Origin of the sequence: Methanosarcina sp. (genome assembly GCF_028693135.1) — an archaeon.
In the GTDB taxonomy this organism is placed as follows: Archaea; Halobacteriota; Methanosarcinia; order Methanosarcinales; family Methanosarcinaceae; genus Methanosarcina.
Genome location: NZ_JAQUVZ010000027.1, coordinates 1 through 23,304, shown reverse-complemented (window position 1 = coordinate 23,304; position 23,304 = coordinate 1). Strand labels below are relative to the sequence as shown.

Here is a 23,304-nt window from a genome sequence, read left to right as displayed (position 1 = left end):
CACACTATAAGAGCGCCGGCATAACTTATTATGTTTTCCAAAATGTGAAGTAAGCTAAAATACACACTCTTAAGATACCTAATCTCAAGATGCTTATTCGGATAAAATACTCTTATCCCGAATATTGAATACTTTCACCCTGCATACAGTAGTCTTTTGTAAGACACTTTACATACCGTATCAAAGGCTCTTTAAAAAACAACCAAAAAAGGAAAAACTTACCAAATAATATTTAATTTTCAGGGATATTCTTATTATGCATTAATGAAAGGACGTATAGAACCTGGTGATTTCTCACATGAAATTAGAAGATATTTTATCTTAAGTTTGAAAATATTTGGTATGAATTTTCACCTCAAACTTTCACCTGAAATATATCAGATTTGCAAATCGCTTCAAGTCTTAAAATAAAACTTACAGTAACAGTCTTTCAGGGATAAACACCTGATATTTAAGGCAAGAATACATATCGAAGAAAAGCACCACCAAACACGGAAGGTAAGTATCAAACACTCAAGGGAGTACCATGACCGATATTGACACTATTTATAAGAAGCTCAGCCATGTCATCAGTAAAGAGGATTTCCTGCAGCGCACACAGGAAAAGGTCGAGAACATGGGAGGGCTTTGTGATGAGGCGATGGCTGCCATGCTGGTTGCCAATGAACTGGGATTCTCGGATGCGGGCAGAGACAGCGTAAAAATAGAAAGTATTACACCCGAGAGCGGACCTGTTAATTTTGTTGCAAGAATTGTTTCGATTTTTGATATCAAGGAATTTACCCGAAACGACGGCACTATAGGCAGAGTTGGAAATCTCATTGTCGGAGACGAAACCGGAAAAGTAAAGTTAACCCTTTGGGACAATATGGCAGACCTGATTAAACTCGAAAAAGTAAAGGTAGGGCAAACCGTTCAGGTCAGCGGCCATGCAAAGCAGGGCTATTCCGGAGTGGAAATTAACATCGGCAATAATGGAGTCCTGACCGAAAGTGAAGAAGAAGTTGATGTTGTTTCGGCCAGCCAGAATATAAAGGACATAAAAGACGGAATGGGAGACCTCAACCTTATGGGAAAAGTGCTTGAGGTTTCTGAAGTCAGGACCTTCCAGCGCAAAGACGGGAACAGCGGGAGAGTTGGAAACCTGACGCTTGGAGATTCCACAGGCACCCTCAGAGTGACGCTCTGGGACGAAAAAACCGATTTTTTAACCCAGATTGAGTATGGGGACACTGTTGAACTGATCAATGCTTACGCCCGTGAAAATGCCTTTACGCAGAAAGTGGAGCTGCAAATCGGAAACCGGAGTATCATCAGGAAAAGCGAAAAGGAAATCGAATATAAAGAAGAGTTTACCCCTGTTGCAGATATAAAAGCTGACATGAATAATATCAATATTTCAGGTAGGATACTTGACATCTCAGAAGTCCGGGCCTTCGAGAAAAAAGACGGATCTTCCGGTAGAGTTGGAAATCTCCTCCTGGGAGATTCCACAGGCAAAATCAGGCTTACCCTCTGGGACGAAAAAACCGATTTTCTTGAGGAGATTGACTTCGATGAAACAGTGGAGGTTCTCAATGCATATTCTCGGGAAAACACTTTCAGCCAGCAGGTGGAACTCAGCCTGGGAGCCAGAGGAATAATTCAGAGAAGTGAAAAAAAGGTTGAGTACAGAGAGAAATTTACTGACATCACCGACATTATCCCGGGAGAAAGTTATTCTGTCCAGGGAAAAGTTTCCGAAATCGGCGAACTGAGAGAGTTTGAGAAGGAAGATGGAACCGACAGTGTTGTCGCAAACCTGCAGCTTAAGGATGAAACAGGCAATATCCGGTTAACTCTCTGGGGAGAACAGGCCTATGTGATAGAGGACCTCGATATCGACTCCGAGATCCAGATCATTGACGCTTATGCTAAATATGGTTTGAACGAAGAAATAGAACTTAGTGTTGGGAACAGGAGCAGAGTGATTATTCTCTGATCATTCCCTGTTTTTATCATTTTTTGTTGACTAATTATCAGCTTCTATTCGGTTTTTTTCTTTTCAGTTTTTGTCTTGATTTTACTAAATTTTACCTGAATCCAACTTCTGCAGATGTCTTCAAAAAACTGATATTTTTCTTCCGCCATGAAAATTACATACAAAACTGAAAAATTAACCAATAAAAATTACAGATACATTTTGAATAAGTCAGCTGAATTTTTCTTTTACCTCTTATTCGGTTTTCTCTTTTTATTTTACCTCTTATTCAGTTTTTTCTTTTTTCCTCTTTATATAAATATTAGTAATTTTAGATCCGGAAACGGGTAGATAAAAAAAGTGTAGAAGTTGGTTCCAGTGGAAATGTAGGGGTCTAAAAAATTTCCTGTGAGAGAAATCAATAGCATTATAAATATAATTCAGAATAATTTATTCTGTTTAAAGCTGTTTTCTAAGATAGATTTCTCTTCTGCTACTTCTCCCTGATATTTTTTAAAGAAAACTCGATATATTTCATTCGGAGCAAAAGGTTCCAGTGGAAATAAAGGGGTTATGAAAAAAATTCCTGCCGGACTTTCATAAACCTCTATTAAAGAAATCGACGGCTTCAGCCTCAAAAAAGGTTTCAGCCCCGACTTTATGTAAACTCAGATATTTACAAAAAAAAGAAATGCCGTTATCATTATGTACTATTGACTCGTATATATTAAATGTTATAAAAAGGTCTTAGAAGTGCGGGAAAGAAATTTAGAGGGAAAAGAGCCGGAAAAAATATTTGAACGGAAAGTTTACCGGAAAACCGGCTTTTCAGGATTTCACTCCAGATCTATATAAAAAGGGGAAGTTTAAAGGAATCTGGAAGATTTTTCCATGGGAAATTGAAAACCTGAAAAGATTATTGAAAACCGGAAGAGATTATAATCGTGGATTTATAATAATGAATCCATAATAGTGAATTTGTCGGATTTTGGGATGCTGAAAAAATAAAGAGGGAGCGGCAGTTAATGGTTGATGAACCTGAAAGGGAAACAGGTACTGATATTCACAACAGGGAAATTGAGAAAGAAGTCTCTGTTGCTGAAGTGATGAATAAAACAGTCATCACAATGGACATTAACACAGATATTCCTGCAATTGCAAGGGAAATGGTCAAACACAATGTCGGAAGCGTAATTATTACAGAAAACGAAAAGGCCATGGGGATCATAACTGAAAGGGACCTTGTTAGGGACATCATTGCAAAAGACAGAAAACCCAGCAAGGTGAATGCGGGCAAAATCCTTTCCACCCCTCTGGTAACTGTTGAACCTGAAACAAGCGTAATAAAAGCCTCCGAAATTATGTTGAAAGCCAATATTAAAAGGTTGCCAGTCCTGGAAGACAGTACAATTATAGGAATTATTTCTCACACCGACATCCTGATGGTAACACCCGGGCTCAGTACCATACTCAAGGATCTTATTGATATGAACCGGGAAGCTCTCCTCTCCAGTCCTTCAATTGAGGAGATTGAAGAAGACTACAGTGCAGGAATATGTGAGTCCTGTTCTTATCATTCAGTAGACCTGAAATTAGTGGACGGCAGATACTTATGCGAAAACTGTCGGCAAGCAGAAGGGGAGGATTACGAATGAATCACGTGCTTGAAATCTCGACTTTCAAATTATCTGTCTTTATCTGTCGTCTTTATCTGTCTTAAAAAAAGCACAGGGAGGTAAACAATGAATGTTAGCGAGATTATGACAGAAGGGTCTATAAGTGTCAAAGATGGGGATTTTATAACTCATGCCCGCCAAATGATGCGTGATTACTTACTTCGAGGTCTTGTTGTTGTTGATGAGGAAAACAGGCTTGTGGGAATGCTGAATGACCAGGATATCATGAAAATTACGTCCACACGCTCGGATGTTACGGTAGGCGGATATGCAAGGCAATCCCCGACAGTAACTCCAGATATGGATGTTGTGAAAGCTGCAAAATTAATGGTGCAATCGAAACAGAACAGAGTTCCAGTTATCAAATCAACAACAGACCATACGGTTGTAGGTGTCCTGAGTGATGTTGATATTCTCAAAAAAGTGGATCTTCCAAAAAGTGTTTTGAAACCCATAGAAACGGTTATGACAAAAAAAGTCAAAACCTGTTCGCCGGATGAAAGGATCTCCAAGATTTGGGATTATATGATAGAGACGGATTATACCGGTATTCCTGTAGTTTCAAAGAAGGGCGATCCCATCGGGATGATAACAAGAAGAGATATAATTAAATCAGGCATTTTGAGGATGTCCAGAGAAGACGAACGGGCAACAAGGCCAAACGAAAGTCCCAAAGTTGAAAAGATTATGTCAACTCCTGCGTATACTCTCTCAGAAAACGATTCCGTTAAGAGTGCGATTGAAATGATTATCAGGCATGATATCGGAAGAGTTACTGTAGTAAATGAGCAGGGTAAAATATCCGGAATCGTTGACAGGCAGGACCTCCTGGAATCCCTCACCAACGTATGGTCTGAGTGATCCTTAGGCGGCAGAGCCGAGTATCTAAATGTCTTTAATGACATTTTAACCCTTTTAAGTGAGAGGTTTCCAGCGGAATAGCAAAATCCTCCAGTGGAATAGCAAAATCGGCCACATAAATGATCACAAATTCCATGAAAGGTAATAAACAGGTTCTCACGCAAAAGGATTATAATGATTAAAGATTATAATTAATAAAGAGTATAGATTGACAAACAAAAGTAAGTGTTCAGAAAGATTCGAGAGAAGATTGCTTTAAGGTTTGTTTGTTTCCAACAGTTAACCATGAGTCTGCTAAAAGATGAATTGGACCCAGGGGAAAAATTCCTGCAAAATGCAGGTAGAGGAAAAACGGAAGATGAAAAAAGCAATTAACTGTAACTCGATTCGGTGATCCTATTGAACAAAAAGACGACAGTTGTACCAGTCGAAAAAATGAATGTTCAGCCAAACCTGAACAACTCAGGCAAAACAGCGCAACAGAAAGACCCGAACATGGTAAGCAGCATGGGCACAATGAGAATAGGCCCCAGTTTCAAGTCCCACATTGCGGAACATGAGGGAAGAATTCTTGCCCTTGCAACAAGGGATGTAGTAACCCTTCCTCCCACTGCAACCATCATGGAAGCCGTCAAGATTATGACTGAAAGGAGATTCCGGCGTATTCCGATCACAGACGCAGGCACAGGGAGACTGGAAGGAGTCGTTACTTCTGTTGATATCATCGACTTCCTGGGAGGCGGCAGTAGGAACCTCCTTGTCGAAAACCGTTTCAAAGGCAACCTTTTGGCTGCAATAAACGAAGAAGTACGGCAGATTATGGAAACTGATGTTGCGTACATCAATGAAAAGGCAGATTTTAAAGATGCCGTTACAACAATGCTTAAAAGGAGGACCGGCGGCCTGCCAATAGTAAATGATGAAATGCAGGTCGTCGCAATCTTTACCGAAAGAAATGCCGTGGAACTGATGGGAGGAATTGTGACAAACAAAACTGTTGATGAATATATGACCAAAAATGTCACAATGGTAACAACCGACACGCCCATCGGACATGCAGCAAAAGTAATGGTAGAAAACAGGTTCCGAAGACTTCCTATAGTAAAGGATGGAATCTTTGCGGGAATAGTCACTGCCTCCGATATTGTCCATTTCCTTGGAAGAGGGGATGCATTCAGCAAGTTGACAACAGGAAATATTCATGAGGCTCTGGACCAGCATGTAGGCTCTATTGTTTCAAAAGAACTGATCTGGACCAGCCCTGGCACAGATATGGGAAAAGCTATGAAAATCATGCTCGATAGAAAAATAGGCTCACTTCCGGTTCTGGAAGACGGAGTGCTACGCGGTATTATTACAGAGAGCGATTTCCTGAGAGGGTTTGACTTTTAAACAGGAGTTTTGAATCAAACTTCTGCTAAACCTTCTGCTAAACTGAAACAGAGCTAAATAAGCCAAACTGAAGTCCGGAAAAGATCCAGAAAAAGATCCGGGCTGGAGTTAAAGAGTTTGGGAAAGGAGGCAAACTTCCTGGCTGGACAGACCAGAATAAACTCTGTATTCTAGATTTATCTTGTATCTCGGAGCGTAGCTGGTCTTAAAACAGAGATTAGAAAGATGCTTTAACTGGACGACATTCCCAATTAATCTGTACATATACAAGGCTAACACAAGGCTTACAGGAAATAGGCAGAAGTTATGTAAAATATCAAGATTTACAGCTGATAATAGGCAGAAGTTATGAAAAATATCAAGATTTACAGCTGAAAATTGTAAAGTTTACATTTGATTCAAAAACTATAATTGTTAATACTTATATATTGTAAAAATGAAGGAGGTATTCAATGAATGTTGCGGACATCATGAGTTCACCTGTGTACGTCATAAACGTAGATGAACCCGTGTCACATGCAAGAAAACTGATGTTAAAATACAGAATCAGTACGTTGCTTGTCCTTAACGAGGGCAAAATGGTGGGAATCGTCACGAAATCAGACCTCAGCAACCGTCTGGCTCAAGCCGAACCCCTCTGGAGGAGACGGCCTATAGATCAGATCCCAATCAAGTTGCTGATGACAGAATCCGTAATCACCATTTATCCCGAAGCCTCCATTTCCCAGGCAACCACTTTAATGCTTGAGAACGGAGTGCATGACATTCCGGTGGTAAAAAATGATATTGTAGGTATTATCACCAGGACAGATATCGTGCGCTATGTTGCTGAACATTCGGAAGAAATGGATACAAAGATCCCAAAAATGATGACTGAAGATGTCATTTCTGTTCACAGGCATCACACAATCAACCATGTGATAGACGAAATGAACAAAAACGAGATCGAAAGAGTTATCGTTAAAGACGATGCAGGAAAACCTGTGGGAATAATCTCAAGACAGAGCCTTGCTTTGAACCTATTAACTGATAATGAAGGCAAACTTTCAACAAAAAGCATCAAGCTAGCCCGTAAATCTTCGCCTGGAGGTCAGAAAACTTACAGATATGTAAAAGAAGTGCCTTTAACAGCTGAAGACATCATGGTTTCTCCAATAATATCCATTGATGTAAACAAAAAAATTAGCGATGCTGCAAAACAATTGATTGAAGAAGAGGTAACGGCCCTGCCTGTCATTGATGGTGAAGAAATAGTAGGAATAATTAGCAGGACCGATATTATGAAATCCGTGCTCTGAAAAGTGGATTCAGAAATGGAATCCAGCAAACAGAAATGGAATCCAGCAAACAGAAATGGAATCCAGCAAACAGAAATGGAATCCAGTAAAAATTGAATGCAAAAGAAGAGCAAAGTACCTTTAAAAAGGTAAGAAGTAATTAACTATAGTACCTCTAAAAAGGTAAGAAGTAATTAACTATAACAGTAAGTTCACGACAGCAGGTATGGTACGGAGGTATGTACAGCAAAAAAGAACATAAAAGGATGGCTGAAAGCAAAAGAAGGATGCGAAACAGAAATTTTGAAAAGCTGATGCATTAAGGTCTGTAAAAACGAAAGTTGCGAAAAATTGAAACTAAAACTCTGATACGCATGAGGTGAAATGCATGCAAGTTAAAGACATAATGGTACAACCACACAAAATTGATAAGTCAGACACCATATCTCACGCCCTTGATCTCATGGAAAAAAAGGATACAAAGCGCCTGCTGGTAGTGCATGACAACCAGGTTCTCGGTCTACTTACCATGAGAAGTCTGACAGAGCAGCTCGGAACTCGAAGGAAACTGAGCAAACCTGCATCCTCTTTGCATGTTGCAACAGCCGTATCCGACAACTTTGTAAAGGTTTTGCCAGATACCGATGTTAAAGATGCCCTCACCCTGATTAAAAAGAACGGAGGCGTGATCATTGTCATGGAGAATGAAAACGCAATGGGATGGGTGACCCCACAAGAGTTCATGAAAACAAACCGTTTCACAGGCTTTGCCGGGGAAGTGATGGAAAAAAACCCTATCACTGTCAGTCCCTCAGACCGTGTAAGCCACGCCAGACACCTTATCCTTGATGAGAACGTGGGAAGGCTGCCGGTAATTGAAAATGGAAAGCTTGTCGGCATCATTGCAGAAGAAGACATCGCTTTTGCGATGCGCTCTTTCAGGGACCTGGTAGCCGACAACCAGCAGGATTCCAGAATCAAAAACCTGCTTGTTGGGGACATTATGACCCGCAGCGTGGTCAGTGTGTACACCAACACCCCTCTTGCAGATGCAGTTAATACCATGCTGGAACGCAATCTCGGAGGCGTCCCTGTCCTGAATCTGGAAGAAGACCTGGTTGGTTTCCTCGCACGCAGAAATGTCATAAACACAATCCAGGAATAAAACCTTAGAGGGAAAAAACCTTAGAGGGAAAAAGAGAAGGAAAGAAAAAGGTCTGCCCCTTGAGGGACAGGCCTTCCTGATCTTTTAATATTTTCTGTTTTATCCGTTATCAGTTTTCATTAACTTATTATCCCATTTTTGGGATCAGTTTTCACTTGCCTGCGGCTACGACTTAGCATTTGTTTCTGTTTTAGAATGACCTGTCTCCGCCAAGCAGGCCTCCCAGAACGCCACTGCCACCAATTCCAGTCTGTTCGTCCCGACCGCGGCCATAGGAAGAAGCCGCAGCTATTCTGTCAGCAAGGCGGGAGAAAGGTAGGCTTTGCATATACACAGTGCCCGGACCTGTCAGGGTAGCAAGGACAACTCCTTCCCCGCCAAATAAGGCATTTTTAAAGTCCTTTGACCAGGTTATATCGTAACTCACTGTTTCAGTAAAAGCTGCTACACAGCCCGTGTCAACGTGGTAAGTCTCGCCTGGAGCCAGATCTTTTTTGATCACTGTGCCTCCGATATGGACAAAGGCCAGGCCGTTACCCCGCAGCCTCTGCAGAATAAAACCCTCGCCGCCAAAAAGCCCTGCTCCGATTTTGCGGGTAAAAGCTAATTCCACTTCCACACCCTTGGCAGCACAGAGAAAAGCATCCTTCTGGCAGAGAATGCTGCCTCCAAACTTGGCAAGGTCAAGAGGGAGAATCTTGCCCGGGTATGGAGCCGCAAAGGCCACATGCCCTTTTCCGGAACCTTTGTGAGTAAAGCTTGTGATAAAGAAACTCTCCCCTGTCAAGGCTCGTTTTAGTCCCTTTTTCAGACCTCCTAGAAGTCCGCCTCCTTCATTGCCCATACCTGTCTGCATCTGGATTCCGGGCCCCATATATGCCATAGCCCCAGCCTCTGCCTGAACAGTCTCGCCTGGATCAAGCTCAATTTCAACGAGCTGCATGTCGTTGCCAATAATCTCGTAGTCGATATCGTCAGCCATTTTGTAGTCTCCTTGCCTACATAGAAATTTAAATACATAAGAAATTAGACGCTACATACTTAAAAAGATTTTTGATAGATTGGGTTATTCTTTACAAACCAACTGATTTATCCAGCTGATTTATCCAACTGATTTATCCAACTGATTTATCCAACTGATTTCTTATGGACTGACCTGTCCTGAAACTCAATCCGGGAATGATAACTTATTTCACGCCTGAACACAGATAAATATATATGAATAAAGAGGAGAATGGGGAAATAGACCCTGATTTTATAACCCGGCTGGCTGCCTGCCTGGGATTTGAGACGGAAAGAGTTCAACACCTTTTTGAAAAGAATTACCTTGCCAGAAACTGGGGGAAATATTACTACCTTTTCCGCTTCGACAAAGAGATTTCCCATATTGAAAGGGGAACCGTGCTTTACGAGAAAGATGATTCGTTTGAAGTAATTATGGGTTTTCCTAAGATCCGGAGAGCCATGGTACTGGACCCCACTCTTAAAAAACATTTCAGCGGGCTTGAAAAGGTAATTGTTGAAGAAAAAATGAACGGATATAATGTCAGGGTAGCAAACGTAAAAGGAGAGGTCCTGGCAATCACACGAAGTGGCTATGTCTGCCCTTACACGACTGAAAGGGCAAAAGAGAAGCTTGACCTGAGATTTTTTGACGACTTTCCCGAACTCGTACTTTATGGAGAGATGCTGGGCCCTGACAATCCTTATGTTCCAAAAGAAATCTATGGTATCGAGTCCGTGGAGTTCTACATCTTCGACATCCGGGAGAAAAATAGCGGCAACCCTCTTTCCGTAGCCAGAAAACACGAAATTCTGGAAAAATACAGCTTTCTGCAAGTTCGATACTTCGGAGAGATTCCCCTGGAAACGGCAGCTGAAGAAATTGCAAAAATCATCAGGAAACTTGGGGAAAAAGAACATGAAGGCGTGGTTATAAAGGACCCTGAAATGGTTCTTGCTTCCGTTAAGTATACGTCATCCCAGAGTAACTGCTCCGACCTCAGGCACGCCTTCAAGTTTTACAACGAAGCCGGAAGGGACTATATGCTCCCCAGAATTGTTAGAGAAGGATTTCAGACAGTGGAATGGGACGAAAATGAAGCCGAGTTCAAAAAGCGTTATATGCAACTTGGGGAAAGCATCCTGAACCCTCTAAGAGAGGCAATCAAGAGTGTAAAGAATGGGCAGAGGCTCTATGAGGAGGTCAGGATAAGGGTAAGGGACCTGAAAACCGCGACAGAATTTGAGGATTACCTCAAACGGCTTGGAGTGGATGCGATTTTTGAAGCCCCGCAACCCGCAGGAGACGAGTATTTGATAAATATTAAAAAAGTAAATAAGAGCACCAATGATAAAACTCAGGCGATCTGGGAAGGAGAGCTCTGGTGACAGTGTTGACCTGTCAATAAAACCTATGTAGGGTTATTTTTGATTGAGTTTATTTTTCTTGATTGAGTTTATTTTTCTTGATTGAGTTTATTTTTCTTAATCACTTTTCTTTTTCTTGATTGAGTTTATTTTTCTTGATTGAGTTTATTTTTCTTAATCACTTTTCTTTTTCTTGATTGAGTTTCTTGGTAACAGTGCGAAAAGAAATATATTACAGTATATTAATACCAGTGGCAGATACAAAATTAGCGAAAGCCATAGTCTAAAAGGTGCAGCTTTAACGAGAGTTGCGGATTTCAAAAATATGTTGCCTGAAAAACATTGAGGTTCGATTAATCCTTACACTCTATCCTTACACTCAAAACAAATTCAACAAATCTGGAAAATACTCCTTAAATAGAATTGATTCAGAAAAGGGGACTCACAATGGTAAACGTTGCAATTATAGGGACAGAAAAAAGCGGCAGGACCTCCCTTGCCGCAAACCTCGGAAAAAAAGGAACAGTTTCCGATATAACAATGTACAACAACGAGAAGGAAGGCAGGACTATGGTTTTTGTGGATGCTCAAAGCTATCCGAAAACCTTGAAATCCCTTGTCACAGTACTGAATATTTCCGATATAGCCATCCTGTGCATCCCTCAGGGCCTGGACGCCCATACCGGGGAATGTATCATTGCACTGGACCTGCTCGGTTTTAAACATGGAATTATTGCCCTGACGAAATCGGACAGCACCAACATGCATGCAGTTGAAGAATTTAAGGCAAAACTAAAAGTAATCACTGCAGGAACCGCACTCCATGACTGGGAATGTATTTCCCTGAACACAAACAAAAGCGCAAAGAACCCCTTTGAAGGCGTGGAAGACCTTAAAGTCAGAATAAATGAGATGGCAGAGAAAATAGAAGTCGAACATGCAGAACTTAACAGCCTGCCTGCAAGGATCTTTGTAGACCACGCTTTCGATGTGAAGGGCAAAGGATGTGTTGTTCTCGGAGTTGTCAAGCAGGGAATCTCAAAGGAAAAAGATAAAACCAAAATATTTCCACTGGACAGGGAAATAGAAATTAAATCAATCCAGAGCCATGATGTTGACATCGACAGCGCCCCGACAGGCACAAGAGTTGGCATGCGCTTGAAAAATGTCCAGGCAAAAGATATAGAAAGAGGTTTTATTATTTCAGATAGAGAAAACGTAACCGTTGACTACGTTCTGGAATGTACAATCTCAAAATTCACGAAAAAGATAGAACCTGAAAGTGTACTTCACATTTTTGTTGGTTTGCAGTCCGAACCTGTGCGCGTTGAGAAAATCCTGATTGACGGAAAGGAAGCAAAGGAAGCAAAGCCAGGCACTACCTGCGTGCTGGAACTTTCAGGAAACAAAAAGGTTGCCTACAGCAAAGAAGACCGTTTCCTGCTTTCAAACCTTGACCTGACCCAGCGCTTTGCAGCTTACGGTTTTTCGAAATAAGTTTGAGATTAAGTTTGAGATTAAGTTTGAGACCGAGTGTAGAAGGGATATGCCATGGAAAACGGCTCAGGGGAAGACATAACCTCAAGGACGGACAAAACCCTTTATGGGAACACCTTCCACCGAAACATCTGCTGGCAGCGCTCATACGAAAGGGCGGAAGGCGAAGAGATCGTAATGGCACTTTACGGCAGCTTAAGAAATGGGCTCTACAACAGCCGGCGCTTTGATCTCCAGAAAAAATCAGAATTCCTCGGAACAACAAAAGTCGACGGATATGCACTCTACTCTCTGGGTCCTTACCCCGGAATATACCCCGTTGAAGGCTGCTCAGTTGTTGCAGAGGTTCGCAGGTTTTCCGGAAAACAGCTTGAAATTGCAAAATCCATTGATTATATGGAACTTTTTGGAGGGTACCACAGGGAATATGTGGACCTTGGGATAGAAAAACAGAAAATTAGGGGTTTTATCTATGTCTACGATGAAAAACCCGAAACTGAAATAATCGAGCACGGAGATTGGATCCATTACCTCAAAGAGAAAGAACTGAAAGAAAAGAACTGAAAAAGGAATGAGGCAAAAATTAAAGGGAAAATTAGGCAAGAATTGGAGAGAAATGGGGGTACGAACTGAGAAGAAAAGGCGACAAGTAAAAAAGCCACAGGTAACTCACAGCTTTCTTAAGAACTCGAGGCTTTTGATCCCTTCTTCGACTGAAGCCATTTCGGTAACAAAGATTCCATTATAGTTTGAGAGCTTCTCCATAACCTGTTTCCAGTTTACAGTACCCTCTCCGAGAGGGAGATGTTCATCTTTTTTGCCCATATTATCATGGATATGAACATGGGATATCCTCTCTCCCAGTTGATCCAGAAACTCGTCTACAAGCCCAACAGTGTTTGCGTGCCCGACATCAAAGGTGAAGCCAACGTTGTGGCTCCCGACAGCATCGAGCATTTCCTGCATTTCATCAGGGTATTTGCCAAAAATCTTCGGGTAATCGGGCATATTCTCAACAGCTATAAGGATTCCGAAATCTGCTGCAAAGTCACATAATTCCCGGATAGAGGCAAGGTTTGTCATATAGGCTTGCTGCGGAACCTGTACCCCATAAGGTGAGAGATATCCGGGATGTACCACAGCAAGGTTGACATAGTTAGAGGCAAGGGTAAGGTAATGCTTCATCTGCCTGAGAACTTCTGCACGGATTGAGTCATTCAGACCTGCAAGGTTCATATCAGAAAAAGGCAAATGCAGGGTCATTTCCAGGCTGGTGGTATCATAAATATTCTTCAGATTCTGAACGGTTTTACTGTTAAGGCACTGGGATCCTTCCTGTACAATCTCCCAGCCCGTATACCCATGGTCCTCGAGCGTGTATGCCCATTTAAAAGGATCTTCAACGACCGCACGCGACGAAAAACTGATTTTATGCAGCTGCATGGTGACAATTCATCCTTTTTACTTCGTCTCTTCTAATTCGTCCTTTTTACTTCGTCTTTCTAATTCGTCCCTGATTAACATAAACTTGGGGCGGGAATTAAAATATAATTAACTGAACTTCGTAATTAACTGAAATTCAAATATAACTGACATTCAAATATAACTGACATTCAAATTTAACTGAAATTCGTAATTAACTGAAATTCGTAATTAACTGAAATTAGTATTACTGAAATTCGTGATTTCAGCCCTTTTCCACATAGTCCATTCCCACTTCAACAACTGGAACCCCTTCTTCGGTTAGAGGCAAAAGCCACTCAAAGAGCCTTTCCATCTCCTCAGAAGAGTCTGCCCTGATAATGACTTCGATGGCTCCCAGGGATTCTTCTTTAGCAGGAACACTGGGAACTCCGACAAAAGCTGCCTGCTTGTTGAGCAAAAAACGGACTAAAAGCCCTTCCCTGGACAATCCTTTATTGAAAACCTTGTTGCGGATGCTATCTATAATCTTTTCCCTGCGAATAAGTCCGTGAAAAGTAAACAGGAGATCAAGTCCTCCCTCTCCTGTAAGGATAAAAGAAGGAGAAATTCCTTTTTCGGCTTCTGTTGCCTCAATCGTTTCTTTTTGAAGTTCTATTCCCGTAAAAAGAACTGAAATTGCTTTAGTGATCTTTTCAGAGTCTTCTGTAGGATATACAGCTGCTGAAACCTTTACACTTATCATAAATCTACTCCACTATACTCTCAATGTGATTGATCTCAATGTGATTGATCTCAATGTGATTGATCTCAATGTGATTGATCTCAATGTGATTGATCTCAATGTGATTGATCTCAATGTGATTGTTCCGGAAAATTTTCAGTTGAATTGATTTTTCGACACTGTTCAACAGAAATAACTTGCTGTCTTCAGAGAAGTTAGTCTATCAAATCTGTTCTTAAAACATCATTTTCCGGGTTTGTTCTTGAAATGTTATTCTGTCAGATTTTTCCGGGCCTGGTCTTTTTCCGGGCATGATCCTGAATAGTTCCCCAAAACCTCAACAACATCTTTTCTGAAGGCTTCAAGAGTGGATTTATTTTCGATCTCCACATTAGAGGCTTCTATAGCTTCTCCCATGCCCCAGCTGAGTTCTCGTTCGTCTCTTTGACGAAGGCCTTCGATACTATTCATATCATCACTTCTACCCCTTTTCTGGACTCTGGAAAAGCGAATCTCAATAGGAGCGTACATGGAAATCAGGATGAAGCCTTTTCCGAATTCCTGCCTGAAGCACTCCACTTCGGCAATCCCGCGAACACCATCAACGACTACAAGTTCCGAACCTGTTTCCCTAATCTGAGAAATGCAGCGCCTGGAAACGGCATCCATGCCCTCACACTTGCGAAGGTCCGTTGCAACCATTCCGGTATTGGAATCGTTGGGTTCAAGCCCACGCTTCAGTACTTCCTTCCGGATCACGTCACCCATAATAATAACAGGAATACCCATCTCAGCAGCAATCCTGGAAGCTTCGGATTTTCCCGAAGCTGGCATGCCTACAAACGCTATTATCTTCATCAAAAATTACCTTTTAAACTTGAATCCTTAGATTTGAATTATAAGCCTGAGCTATAAGTTTGAGTAGAAGCCTCAATAGAAACCTCAATTAGAATCTCAGTAGAAACTCAAGTTAGTAAATTTGGCTCATTAACTCTGGTAGAAACTTGAATAGTATGGAACTTGAATAGTATGAAACTTGAATAGTATGAAACTTGAATAGTATGAAACTTGAATAGTATGGGAACTTGAATAATATAGATCTATACCTGACATATTAATTATGATACGATCCTAGTCAAACCACAGGATCATATATATTATTTCCTGAAAAACTAAGGCTATTTTCTGAAAGATTGAAGGAAAAACTTCTTGAAAGAAAATTGTGGGAAAAAACTTTTCCGTAAAAACCAGGAGATCAAAAGGAAGAGTCTTTGCGAACATATTTTAAGAATAGGTTGAAACGGGCAGAGTTCTTTAGAATACTTTAGAATACTTTAGAATACTTTAGAATACTTTAGAATACTTTAGAATGAGTTAAAATTGTCTTAGAATAAGTTAAGGTTGCTTTATAGTATGTGTGGAAAAGCCGGAAAGGCCGGATGAAGAAGACAATCCGGACTTTATGAAAACATCTTGTTAAAGACAGAAGCTTTGAAATCTACAAGAGGTTTGAGCCTGTAGTCTTCAAGAAGTACTTTGCGGGTGTTTTCCACAGGAACGCTCAACGAAATTTCTTTTGTCCTTCCGTAACGACCCTTGCTAACTACCACGGCATTCACTATTCCCAGCATGTCAAGTTCTGACATCAGATCGGTAACCCTGCGCTGGGTAAGGATATCCACGTCGATATGATGACAGAGCTGGCGGTAGACATTATACATCTCACCGGTTGTGACGTTCTTGCCTTCTCTTCCCCGGCTCCTGAGCATGATGATGCTGTAGAGCACAAGCTTGGACTGGGTGGGGAGGGTCCTTACAACTTCTACGACGCGGTCGACTTCGATCTTTTCCTGCGCACGCCTGACGTGCTCTTCAAGAACCTGGGGCTGGTTTTCTCTCTCTGCAATTTCTCCTGAAACGCGCAGAAGGTCAAGTGCCCTGCGGGCATCGCCGTGTTCCTGAGCTGCAAAGGCTGCACAGAGAGGGATTACCATTTCGCCCAGCACTCCATCGTTGTAAGCCATTTTTGCCCTTTGCTTCAGGATGTCGCTGATCTGCTCAGCATCATAAGGCGGAAAGATCAGTTCTTCTTCACCCAGGGAACTTCTGACTCTGGGATCCAGAAACTCAGTAAATTTAAGGTCGTTAGAAACCCCTATCATGCTGACCTTGGCTTTTTTGAGGTCGGTATTGATTCTTGAAAGGTTGTAGAGGACATCATCACCTTTCTTGATCAGCTTGTCAATTTCGTCCAGAATGATGATAATAACCTGATCTCTTGCATCGATTGCTTCCTTAAATTTCATGAAGACCTGGTCCGTGGGCCACCCGGTCATAGGGACCTCTTCTTCAAAATGCCTGGCAAGATTTGCAAGAAGCCTGTACTGAGTATCGATTACCTCACAGTTAATATAAACAACAGAACAAAAAATGGACTTCTCTTCACTTACCCTTTCAAGTTCTTTTCCTACATATCTGGTCACTGCAGTCTTTCCTGTCCCTGTTTTCCCGTAAATCAGGACATTGGAGGGGGTCTCTCCCCTGAGTGCAGAAACAAGGATAGTTGCAAGGCTGTTTATCTGTTCGTTCCTGTGTAATAACAGATCCGGTGTATAAGAAGGACGAAGAACCTCTTTGTTTTTGAAAATTGACTTTCCGTCAAGTAATTTTTCGAATAAGCCGTCTAATGATTGAGCCTTTATCATGAATAACCCTCTTCGCATAAAAATTATAATACCCAGATGTAACGGGTTAAGATGGTTTATATGGACAATTAATATGTACGGTTAATACACCGGTAGAGTATGCAAAGTTAATAACTCATTAAATAAATTTAATTGACATATGCACACTTTATGAGTTCATACGTACTTTTTTCCTTTTTTTAATTTTAAAGTTAGTATATTGGAAACTCAGAACACCATCCAGACAGAATATATCAGACAGTATATCACCCTATCAGACAGTATATCACCCAGACTTGGAAAAGATATATGGAAAGGTATAACTGTTAATTTTCAAAGTGTCTTTTACTCTTGATTCTCAGTAATCTCAGTAATTCTGGAAACCTGATTTGTTGTTTAGTATAATTTAGATAAGTCAAACCTTATGGATAAGAATTTCACAAAGGGAAATGGATAGATAAATGCATGTTTCTTAAAGTTAATGCCTGATTTTTATGTTTTCAACAGGCAGGGGATAAAGTGGAGAGGGAGTTACGTAGTTTAAAGCATCTCTTAAGCCCTGATAAAACCTGTAATAACCTGTAATCGGGATTTTCATTTCCCAAAATTTTAGATTATATTTATATATAAACATTTGATTTTAAGGTATATTTGCAGTAGATGCAATGGAAGTACACGGTATTAATAGTTATGGTTAAGCCCCCTTCATTTCCAATGGAACGGACATTTCCCTTAAATTTCCCCTGAATAAATCGATATCATCAGATTCAGTTTTAAAAAAATAAAAGATTTATACTTCCAGCACCCCTGGAGGTCAGTTTTAAATCCCCTTTTTCGAATGGAAAAATATAGGAAAATATTGAACCCCTTTGCTTCCAGTGAATGATTAAAAATTTTTAGCACAAAATAATAATGACAAGAAAACAAACAGCTATACTGAAACGAATGTGGATATATTAAAAATAAAAACAGTTTTGATATTAAGAAGATGGGTGATAACAAAATGATTACCTAAAAAATAAAGACAGTTTGACAGAAAATAAGGAATATACATCAAAAGTAACTATATCTCTGGAGTGTAAATACATAAAAAATTAGCTATGCTTATGTATTTAATTATAAATTTTATTTAAATTGTATAGTTTCCAAAATTGATTGTTTTTTAAAAATTTGTTATTAGAATAGCTTATTAGATTTTAGAACTGTTCATTTAATGATTTTATACTGTAATTTTACTTATCAACTAAGCTAACAAAGGAAATTTTGAAGAGAGATAAATCGAAAGTTGTAACACTCTCAATAATTTACCCAATGCGCCGAAATAAAACGAACCGTTTATAATGTTCGAAGAACAAAATAGTATTATAAAACTGCTATGAATTATTTTTAACAGTATAAATAGCATACAATAAAATTGTGTTCTAAATAATATACGCCTCTAAACATAGCTACAGATAGAATCACTGTAACTGGCAAATTTACAGATGAAAGTAATCTTAGCTGAAGTAATCTTAGCTGAAATAATGTTACCTTTAGAAAACTGCTTATCTATAGCTATGAGGACAGAGACCTGTAAGATAATGGAACCTGTGAAAACACAGGATATTTGTTAGATATAAGAAGCTTACAAGAAATTTACTAAAAACTGATGTTTACTAAAAAAAACTGATGTTTACTAAAAAAACTGATGTTTACTAAAAAAACTGATGTTTACTAAAAAAACTGATGTTTACTAAAAAAACTGATGTTTACTAAAAAAACTGATGTTTACTAAAAAAACTGGAGTTAAACAATGGTATCAGATAATTTTAGTATTGTACTTGTTTTCGCAGTATATCTGCTTTTTATGATCGCCATCGGAGTTCTCTATTATCGAAAAACGGAGAATCTTGCAGATTATATTTTAGGAGGAAGAAAACTAAACAGCTGGGTTACTGCGCTGAGTTCGCAGGCATCGGATATGAGCGGCTGGTTGCTAATGGGATTACCCGGATATGCTTATCTTGCAGGAATGGAATCTATCTGGGTAGGAGTGGGTCTGGCTGCTGGAACATACCTGAACTGGAAATTCGTTGCAAAGAAATTGCGCCAATATACCCAGATTGCAGGAGATTCTATTACCATTCCTGTGTACTTTGAAAACAGGTTCAGAGACAAAAGCCACGCTTTGAGAATTATCTCATCTATTCTGATTCTGGTCTTTTTCCTGCTTTACACTTCCTCCGGACTTGTCGCAGGCGGAAAGCTTTTCAATACTGTTTTTGAAATTCCCTATCAGCAATCTCTTCTTATCGGCGCACTGGTAATTATTAGCTACACATTTCTGGGAGGTTTCATGGCTGTCTGCTGGACCGACTTTTTCCAGGGAATGCTAATGGTCTGCGCCATTGTTTTCGTGCCCCTTGCAGCCCTAAAGGGAATGGGAGGTTATGATTCGACTGTAAGCCTTATTAAGAGTATAGACCCGCAGCTGCTTAACCCCTGGACTGCTCTTTCTGGAGGCTCAATTCCCCTTATCTCAAACCTGGCCTGGGGCCTGGGATACTTTGGTATGCCACATATCCTGGTCCGTTTTATGGCCATAGAATCCCCTGACAAAATAAAACAGGCAAGACTTATTGCAATGGTCTGGGTTATTATCTCCCTGTTTTTTGCTGTAGCAGGCGGAATTATCGGAAGAGCTTACCTCTATCCTGAGTTTCTTGGAGACGCGGGAAGCGAAACTATCTTTATGGTAATGGTAAACAGTACTTTTACTCCTGTTATTGCAGGAATTCTCCTTGCGGCTATCCTTGCAGCTATTATGAGTACTGCTGATTCCCAGCTCCTTGTGGCTGCTTCTGCCTTTACCGAAGATATCTACAGGATAATAGTAAAAAGAGATGCAGGAGAAAAAGAGCTAGTCTGGATGGGCAGGTTTGCAGTTATTGCAATTTCAGCAATTGCATATCTAATAGCGAGAGATCCTAATAACTCGGTTATGGGCCTGGTCTCATATGCCTGGGCAGGATTTGGAGCAGCCTTTGGGCCTGTTGTCTTATTCTCTCTTTTCTGGAGAAAAACAACCAGAAATGGAGCGCTCGGAGGAATGATTGTCGGTGGCTTCGTCGTTATCGTCTGGAAGCAACTCTCAGGTGGAATTTTTGACATGTATGAAATTGTCCCTGGTTTCTTCCTCTCATGTATAACAATCTACCTCCTCAGTATTCTGGATAAGGAAGGTCCTGCAGAAGAAATCCTCAAAGAATTCGACCGCGTAAACCATTTAAAGCTCCATGGAAAAACTACCCACAAAGAAGATATTTCACCTCTTGAAACCTGAACTGAATGGGTGATTTGAGATTAACTTTCTTTAACCCCGGAAAACGCTTCTCAATTAATACGCTATAAGAGTGCCCCGTCAGCTTGCCTGACGGTGCCTCCTTCCGCATAAAAAAGGAAGGAAATGAAAAAGAGGGAGCATTTTTCAGGGTATTTTGTTCTATTTTAATCTTGTCTTATTTGTATTTCTTGTTTGTATTTCTTGTTTGTATTTCTTGTTTGTATTTCTTGTTTGTATTTCTTGTTTGTATTTCTCGTTTTTTGTATTTCTTTTGTATTTTTACCAATGGTTTTTTTGTCGCTTTTAATTTTTGTATTTCCGTCATTTTAATATCTTATATTTTATTTTGACTCTGAAAGAGCTGACATGTGGCTGGAGATAAAAACGATATGATATGGAGAATTAAACTTGTAAAGGTCTGAACTAAAAAGGAAATTGAAAAAAGGAAATTGAAAAAAGGAAGTTGAAAAAAGGAAGTTGAAAAAACTGGAGTGTCGTTGAAGTCTTGAAATTAAAGTTTCAATTGAGTTTCAATTGAGTTTCAAGATTGAGTTATTATGAAGTATTTTTCTTGGTTCTATGAAATATTGGGTTGAAGGGGAGTATATAGTAACAAGACCCCTTTGTTTCCATTGGAAAGTTTATATAACACCCGGACCCCATGGTTTCCACTGAAAGGGATTTGGGATTTGGGTAACAAAATAAAAAATAGATTTATTTTGTAATGAAAACAAAATAATGTTGTTTTGTTATAGAATTAAATGTATATATACTTTACTATTAAAACATAAAAATCTAGAAGCTTAAATACACAAACAGTTTTATCTTTAGTTTAAAATTAAATTTTTATTTTAAATTGAATTTTATAAACTTATTTCCCAAAATCTATTTTTCAATTTCCTTTTTTCCTCTCCAGTAGAAATGAAGGGGTCCCTCTTAATCAAAACAATTCTCAAGGTCAAATGATATAAAAAAGTATGCAGAATCATCGAATAATATACAAATTTTTTTAGAACTAATAATATACAACTCTTTTTTAGAACTATTAGAATAAATAGATTTTTATATCGACTGAATTTTCCTTCTTTAATTTCTCTCCTTCCTCTTCCTTATATCGACTGAATTTTCCTTCTTTAATTTCTCTCCTTCCTCTTCCTCCCCGTTCATCATCCTTTATTTACTTGAACATTAATGATTTTTTGAGTGGTTTTCAAAGCCTTTCTTTTATTTTAATTTTTTCTTGCTCTTTTTTTTTCTTGCTCTTTTTTTTCCTTCTTTTTTCTCCCTCTTTCTGATCTCTTTTTTGTTTTCAGTCCTTTTCTCCTTGTTTTTTAATTTTTTAAATTGTCTCACTATTTTAATTTTCTTTTAACTTCATTCTTTTTTGGTCAAATTTTATTCAAATCTATCCAGAATTACTGACTTATTAAATCAATCTTAGGCTTTTATAAAGTCAAGGAGATCCATTTTTAAAGGTTTATTCCATAAGTCTTTTAAATAAAACTGGTTTTACTTAACCTGTATGAATGTGCAGGGTCTTTCTGAAAGAGAGATATTTTCCTACCTGGAAAATGCAAAGTCAGAGGATACGGATTATTATCGGGTTTTAAGTTCAATGTGTACTCACCCCCATAAGATCGCGGCTGAGGCTCACAGGCTCTTTATTGAGGCTAACCTGGGCGACCTTGGGCTTTTTGCCGGAGCCTGCAAGCTTGAGCAGGAGGTTGTCAGGATGCTTGGGGAACTTCTTCATGCTCCTTTAATTGATGTTCCTTCCGGAGGTTCATGCGAATTTTCGGTTTGCGGCTACCTTACTACAGGAGGTACCGAATCCAATATTCAGGCTGTAAGAGGAATGAAAAACCTTGTAACTGCAAGAACGGATTGTTTAAAAGAAACTCCAAACATTGTAATTCCTGAGTCAGCTCATTTTTCCTTTGATAAGGTTGCCGATATGATGGGTATTCAGGTCAGAAGAGCGTCACTTGATTCGGAGTTCAGGGTGGACATGGCTTCTGTTGAAAGTCTTATAAATGCAAATACCATAGGACTCGTAGGGATAGCAGGGAATACTGAGTTTGGCCAGGTGGATCCTATTGACGAACTCTCGGAAATAGCTCTTGAAAACGAGCTTTTCCTGCATGTTGATGCGGCTTTCGGAGGTTTCGTAATTCCTTTCCTTGAAAAACCCCAGCTTTTTGATTTCAAAGTGCCAGGCGTTACTTCCATTGCTATAGACCCCCACAAAATGGGCCTGTCCACAATCCCATCAGGAGCTCTGCTTTTCAGGTCCCCTTCTTTCCTGGAATCCCTTAAGGTAAGCACTCCATATCTTACCACAAAGTCCCAGTTTACACTTACAGGGACCAGAAGCGGAGCTTCAGCTGCCGCTACGTGTGCTGTCATGAAATATCTTGGTCACGAAGGTTATAGAAAAAACGTGCAATACTGCATGCAGCTTACCACAAAGCTAGTTTCAGAAGCTCGAAAAGTCGGTTTTGAACCCCTGTTAGAACCTGTAATGAATGTAGTTGCTCTAAAAGTCCCGAACCCTGACCTTGTCAGAGAACAGCTTCTTGAAAGATTCGGCTGGCATGTCTCAATCACCCGCACTCCAAGAGCCCTCCGTTTAGTCCTGATGCCGCACAATACTCCAGAGGATATCGAAATATTTTTACAGGATCTTAAAACAGTGACAGCAGCAATTTAAAGGTACTACTTTTTATTATCAGTCGAATACCCCGATAGCTTGCTGCGGGGTGCGCCAGCGCAACTTTTATTTTTATTTTTGTTTTTGTTTTTGTTTTTGTTTTTGTTTTTGTTTTTGTTTTTATTACTATGGGAGCGCAGAGGGTCACGAATACCCTGACCTTTAGGTCGGGGATGAAGTGAACCCTCGCTGGCTGTTTTGTATTCGCTTAAACTGTATAAATCATCGTTTTTTTGTAAAATAA

19 protein-coding genes are annotated in these 23,304 nt (G+C 39.9%); 12 read left to right on the top strand and 7 right to left on the bottom strand.

All coding sequences use genetic code 11. The features are described 5' to 3' along the window. Nucleotides 1–526: 526 nt before the first annotated feature. The 7 genes from PHF18_RS11950 (at nucleotide 527) to PHF18_RS11920 (ending at nucleotide 8,331) form a co-directional block, all read left to right on the top strand. Nucleotides 527–1,981, top strand: coding sequence for an OB-fold nucleic acid binding domain-containing protein (locus PHF18_RS11950; RefSeq protein ID WP_300103111.1), 1,455 nt, complete (start codon nucleotides 527–529; stop codon nucleotides 1,979–1,981). A 775-nt stretch (nucleotides 1,982–2,756) separates the two neighbouring features. Then, a complete protein-coding gene (locus tag PHF18_RS11945) occupies nucleotides 2,757–2,930 on the top strand; it encodes a hypothetical protein (protein WP_300103108.1) in 174 nt (57 codons plus the stop codon). Between the two features lie 55 nt (nucleotides 2,931–2,985). Further along, entirely contained in the window at nucleotides 2,986–3,615 is a 630-nt protein-coding gene (locus tag PHF18_RS11940) for a cyclic nucleotide-binding/CBS domain-containing protein (RefSeq protein WP_300103105.1), read from the top strand. A gap of 87 nt (nucleotides 3,616–3,702) precedes the next feature. Then, complete coding sequence (locus tag PHF18_RS11935) at nucleotides 3,703–4,497, top strand: CBS domain-containing protein (RefSeq protein ID WP_300103102.1); 795 nt, start codon at nucleotides 3,703–3,705, stop codon at nucleotides 4,495–4,497. Between the two features lie 390 nt (nucleotides 4,498–4,887). After that, nucleotides 4,888–5,889, top strand: a complete 1,002-nt coding sequence (locus PHF18_RS11930; protein ID WP_300103099.1) for a CBS domain-containing protein — start codon at nucleotides 4,888–4,890, stop codon at nucleotides 5,887–5,889. Between the two features lie 452 nt (nucleotides 5,890–6,341). Beyond that, on the top strand, nucleotides 6,342–7,187 hold the full coding sequence (locus PHF18_RS11925) for a CBS domain-containing protein (protein ID WP_300103096.1): 846 nt from the start codon (nucleotides 6,342–6,344) through the stop codon (nucleotides 7,185–7,187). A gap of 367 nt (nucleotides 7,188–7,554) precedes the next feature. Further along, on the top strand, nucleotides 7,555–8,331 hold the full coding sequence (locus PHF18_RS11920) for a CBS domain-containing protein (RefSeq protein ID WP_300103093.1): 777 nt from the start codon (nucleotides 7,555–7,557) through the stop codon (nucleotides 8,329–8,331). Between the two features lie 190 nt (nucleotides 8,332–8,521). Here the strand turns inward: PHF18_RS11920 and PHF18_RS11915 are convergent, their stop codons facing one another. Beyond that, nucleotides 8,522–9,313 carry a TIGR00266 family protein gene (locus PHF18_RS11915; protein ID WP_300103090.1) on the bottom strand — a complete coding sequence of 264 codons (792 nt, stop codon included), beginning with the start codon at nucleotides 9,311–9,313 and terminating at the stop codon, nucleotides 8,522–8,524. Nucleotides 9,314–9,549: 236 nt separating this feature from the next. Here PHF18_RS11915 and PHF18_RS11910 point away from each other — a divergent pair, with 236 nt between their 5' ends. From PHF18_RS11910 to PHF18_RS11900, 3 genes are all read left to right on the top strand, one after another. Next, complete coding sequence (locus tag PHF18_RS11910; RefSeq protein ID WP_300103087.1) at nucleotides 9,550–10,722, top strand: RNA ligase; 1,173 nt, start codon at nucleotides 9,550–9,552, stop codon at nucleotides 10,720–10,722. Between the two features lie 426 nt (nucleotides 10,723–11,148). Continuing rightward, a complete protein-coding gene (locus PHF18_RS11905) occupies nucleotides 11,149–12,198 on the top strand; it encodes an elongation factor Tu (RefSeq protein ID WP_300103084.1) in 1,050 nt (349 codons plus the stop codon). Between the two features lie 54 nt (nucleotides 12,199–12,252). Next, nucleotides 12,253–12,762: a gamma-glutamylcyclotransferase gene (locus tag PHF18_RS11900; protein WP_300103081.1), complete on the top strand. Its 510-nt coding sequence runs from the start codon at nucleotides 12,253–12,255 to the stop codon at nucleotides 12,760–12,762. 105 nt (nucleotides 12,763–12,867) lie between these two features. On the opposite strand, the gene PHF18_RS11895 is transcribed toward PHF18_RS11900, so the two are convergent. From PHF18_RS11895 to PHF18_RS11880, 4 genes are all read right to left on the bottom strand, one after another. Then, entirely contained in the window at nucleotides 12,868–13,641 is a 774-nt protein-coding gene (locus tag PHF18_RS11895; protein ID WP_300103078.1) for a sugar phosphate isomerase/epimerase family protein, read from the bottom strand. Nucleotides 13,642–13,885: 244 nt separating this feature from the next. Further along, complete coding sequence (locus tag PHF18_RS11890; RefSeq protein WP_300103075.1) at nucleotides 13,886–14,365, bottom strand: RNA-binding domain-containing protein; 480 nt, start codon at nucleotides 14,363–14,365, stop codon at nucleotides 13,886–13,888. Between the two features lie 249 nt (nucleotides 14,366–14,614). Further along, nucleotides 14,615–15,202: a dephospho-CoA kinase gene (locus tag PHF18_RS11885; RefSeq protein ID WP_300103072.1), complete on the bottom strand. Its 588-nt coding sequence runs from the start codon at nucleotides 15,200–15,202 to the stop codon at nucleotides 14,615–14,617. A gap of 602 nt (nucleotides 15,203–15,804) precedes the next feature. Continuing rightward, nucleotides 15,805–17,049 (bottom strand): ORC1-type DNA replication protein, encoded by a 1,245-nt coding sequence (locus PHF18_RS11880; RefSeq protein WP_300103069.1) that lies wholly within the window; start codon nucleotides 17,047–17,049, stop codon nucleotides 15,805–15,807. A 1,771-nt stretch (nucleotides 17,050–18,820) separates the two neighbouring features. Here PHF18_RS11880 and putP point away from each other — a divergent pair. Then, nucleotides 18,821–20,350: a sodium/proline symporter PutP gene (gene putP / locus PHF18_RS11875; RefSeq protein ID WP_300103065.1), complete on the top strand. Its 1,530-nt coding sequence runs from the start codon at nucleotides 18,821–18,823 to the stop codon at nucleotides 20,348–20,350. A gap of 1,224 nt (nucleotides 20,351–21,574) precedes the next feature. On the opposite strand, the gene PHF18_RS11870 is transcribed toward putP, so the two are convergent. Continuing rightward, a complete protein-coding gene (locus PHF18_RS11870) occupies nucleotides 21,575–21,703 on the bottom strand; it encodes a hypothetical protein (RefSeq protein WP_300103062.1) in 129 nt (42 codons plus the stop codon). Between the two features lie 169 nt (nucleotides 21,704–21,872). Here PHF18_RS11870 and mfnA point away from each other — a divergent pair, with 169 nt between their 5' ends. After that, nucleotides 21,873–23,060: a tyrosine decarboxylase MfnA gene (gene mfnA / locus PHF18_RS11865; protein WP_300103059.1), complete on the top strand. Its 1,188-nt coding sequence runs from the start codon at nucleotides 21,873–21,875 to the stop codon at nucleotides 23,058–23,060. A 5-nt stretch (nucleotides 23,061–23,065) separates the two neighbouring features. On the opposite strand, the gene PHF18_RS11860 is transcribed toward mfnA, so the two are convergent. Next, a partial coding sequence (locus PHF18_RS11860; protein ID WP_300103056.1) for a hypothetical protein occupies nucleotides 23,066–23,304 on the bottom strand: 239 nt, incomplete at its 5' end.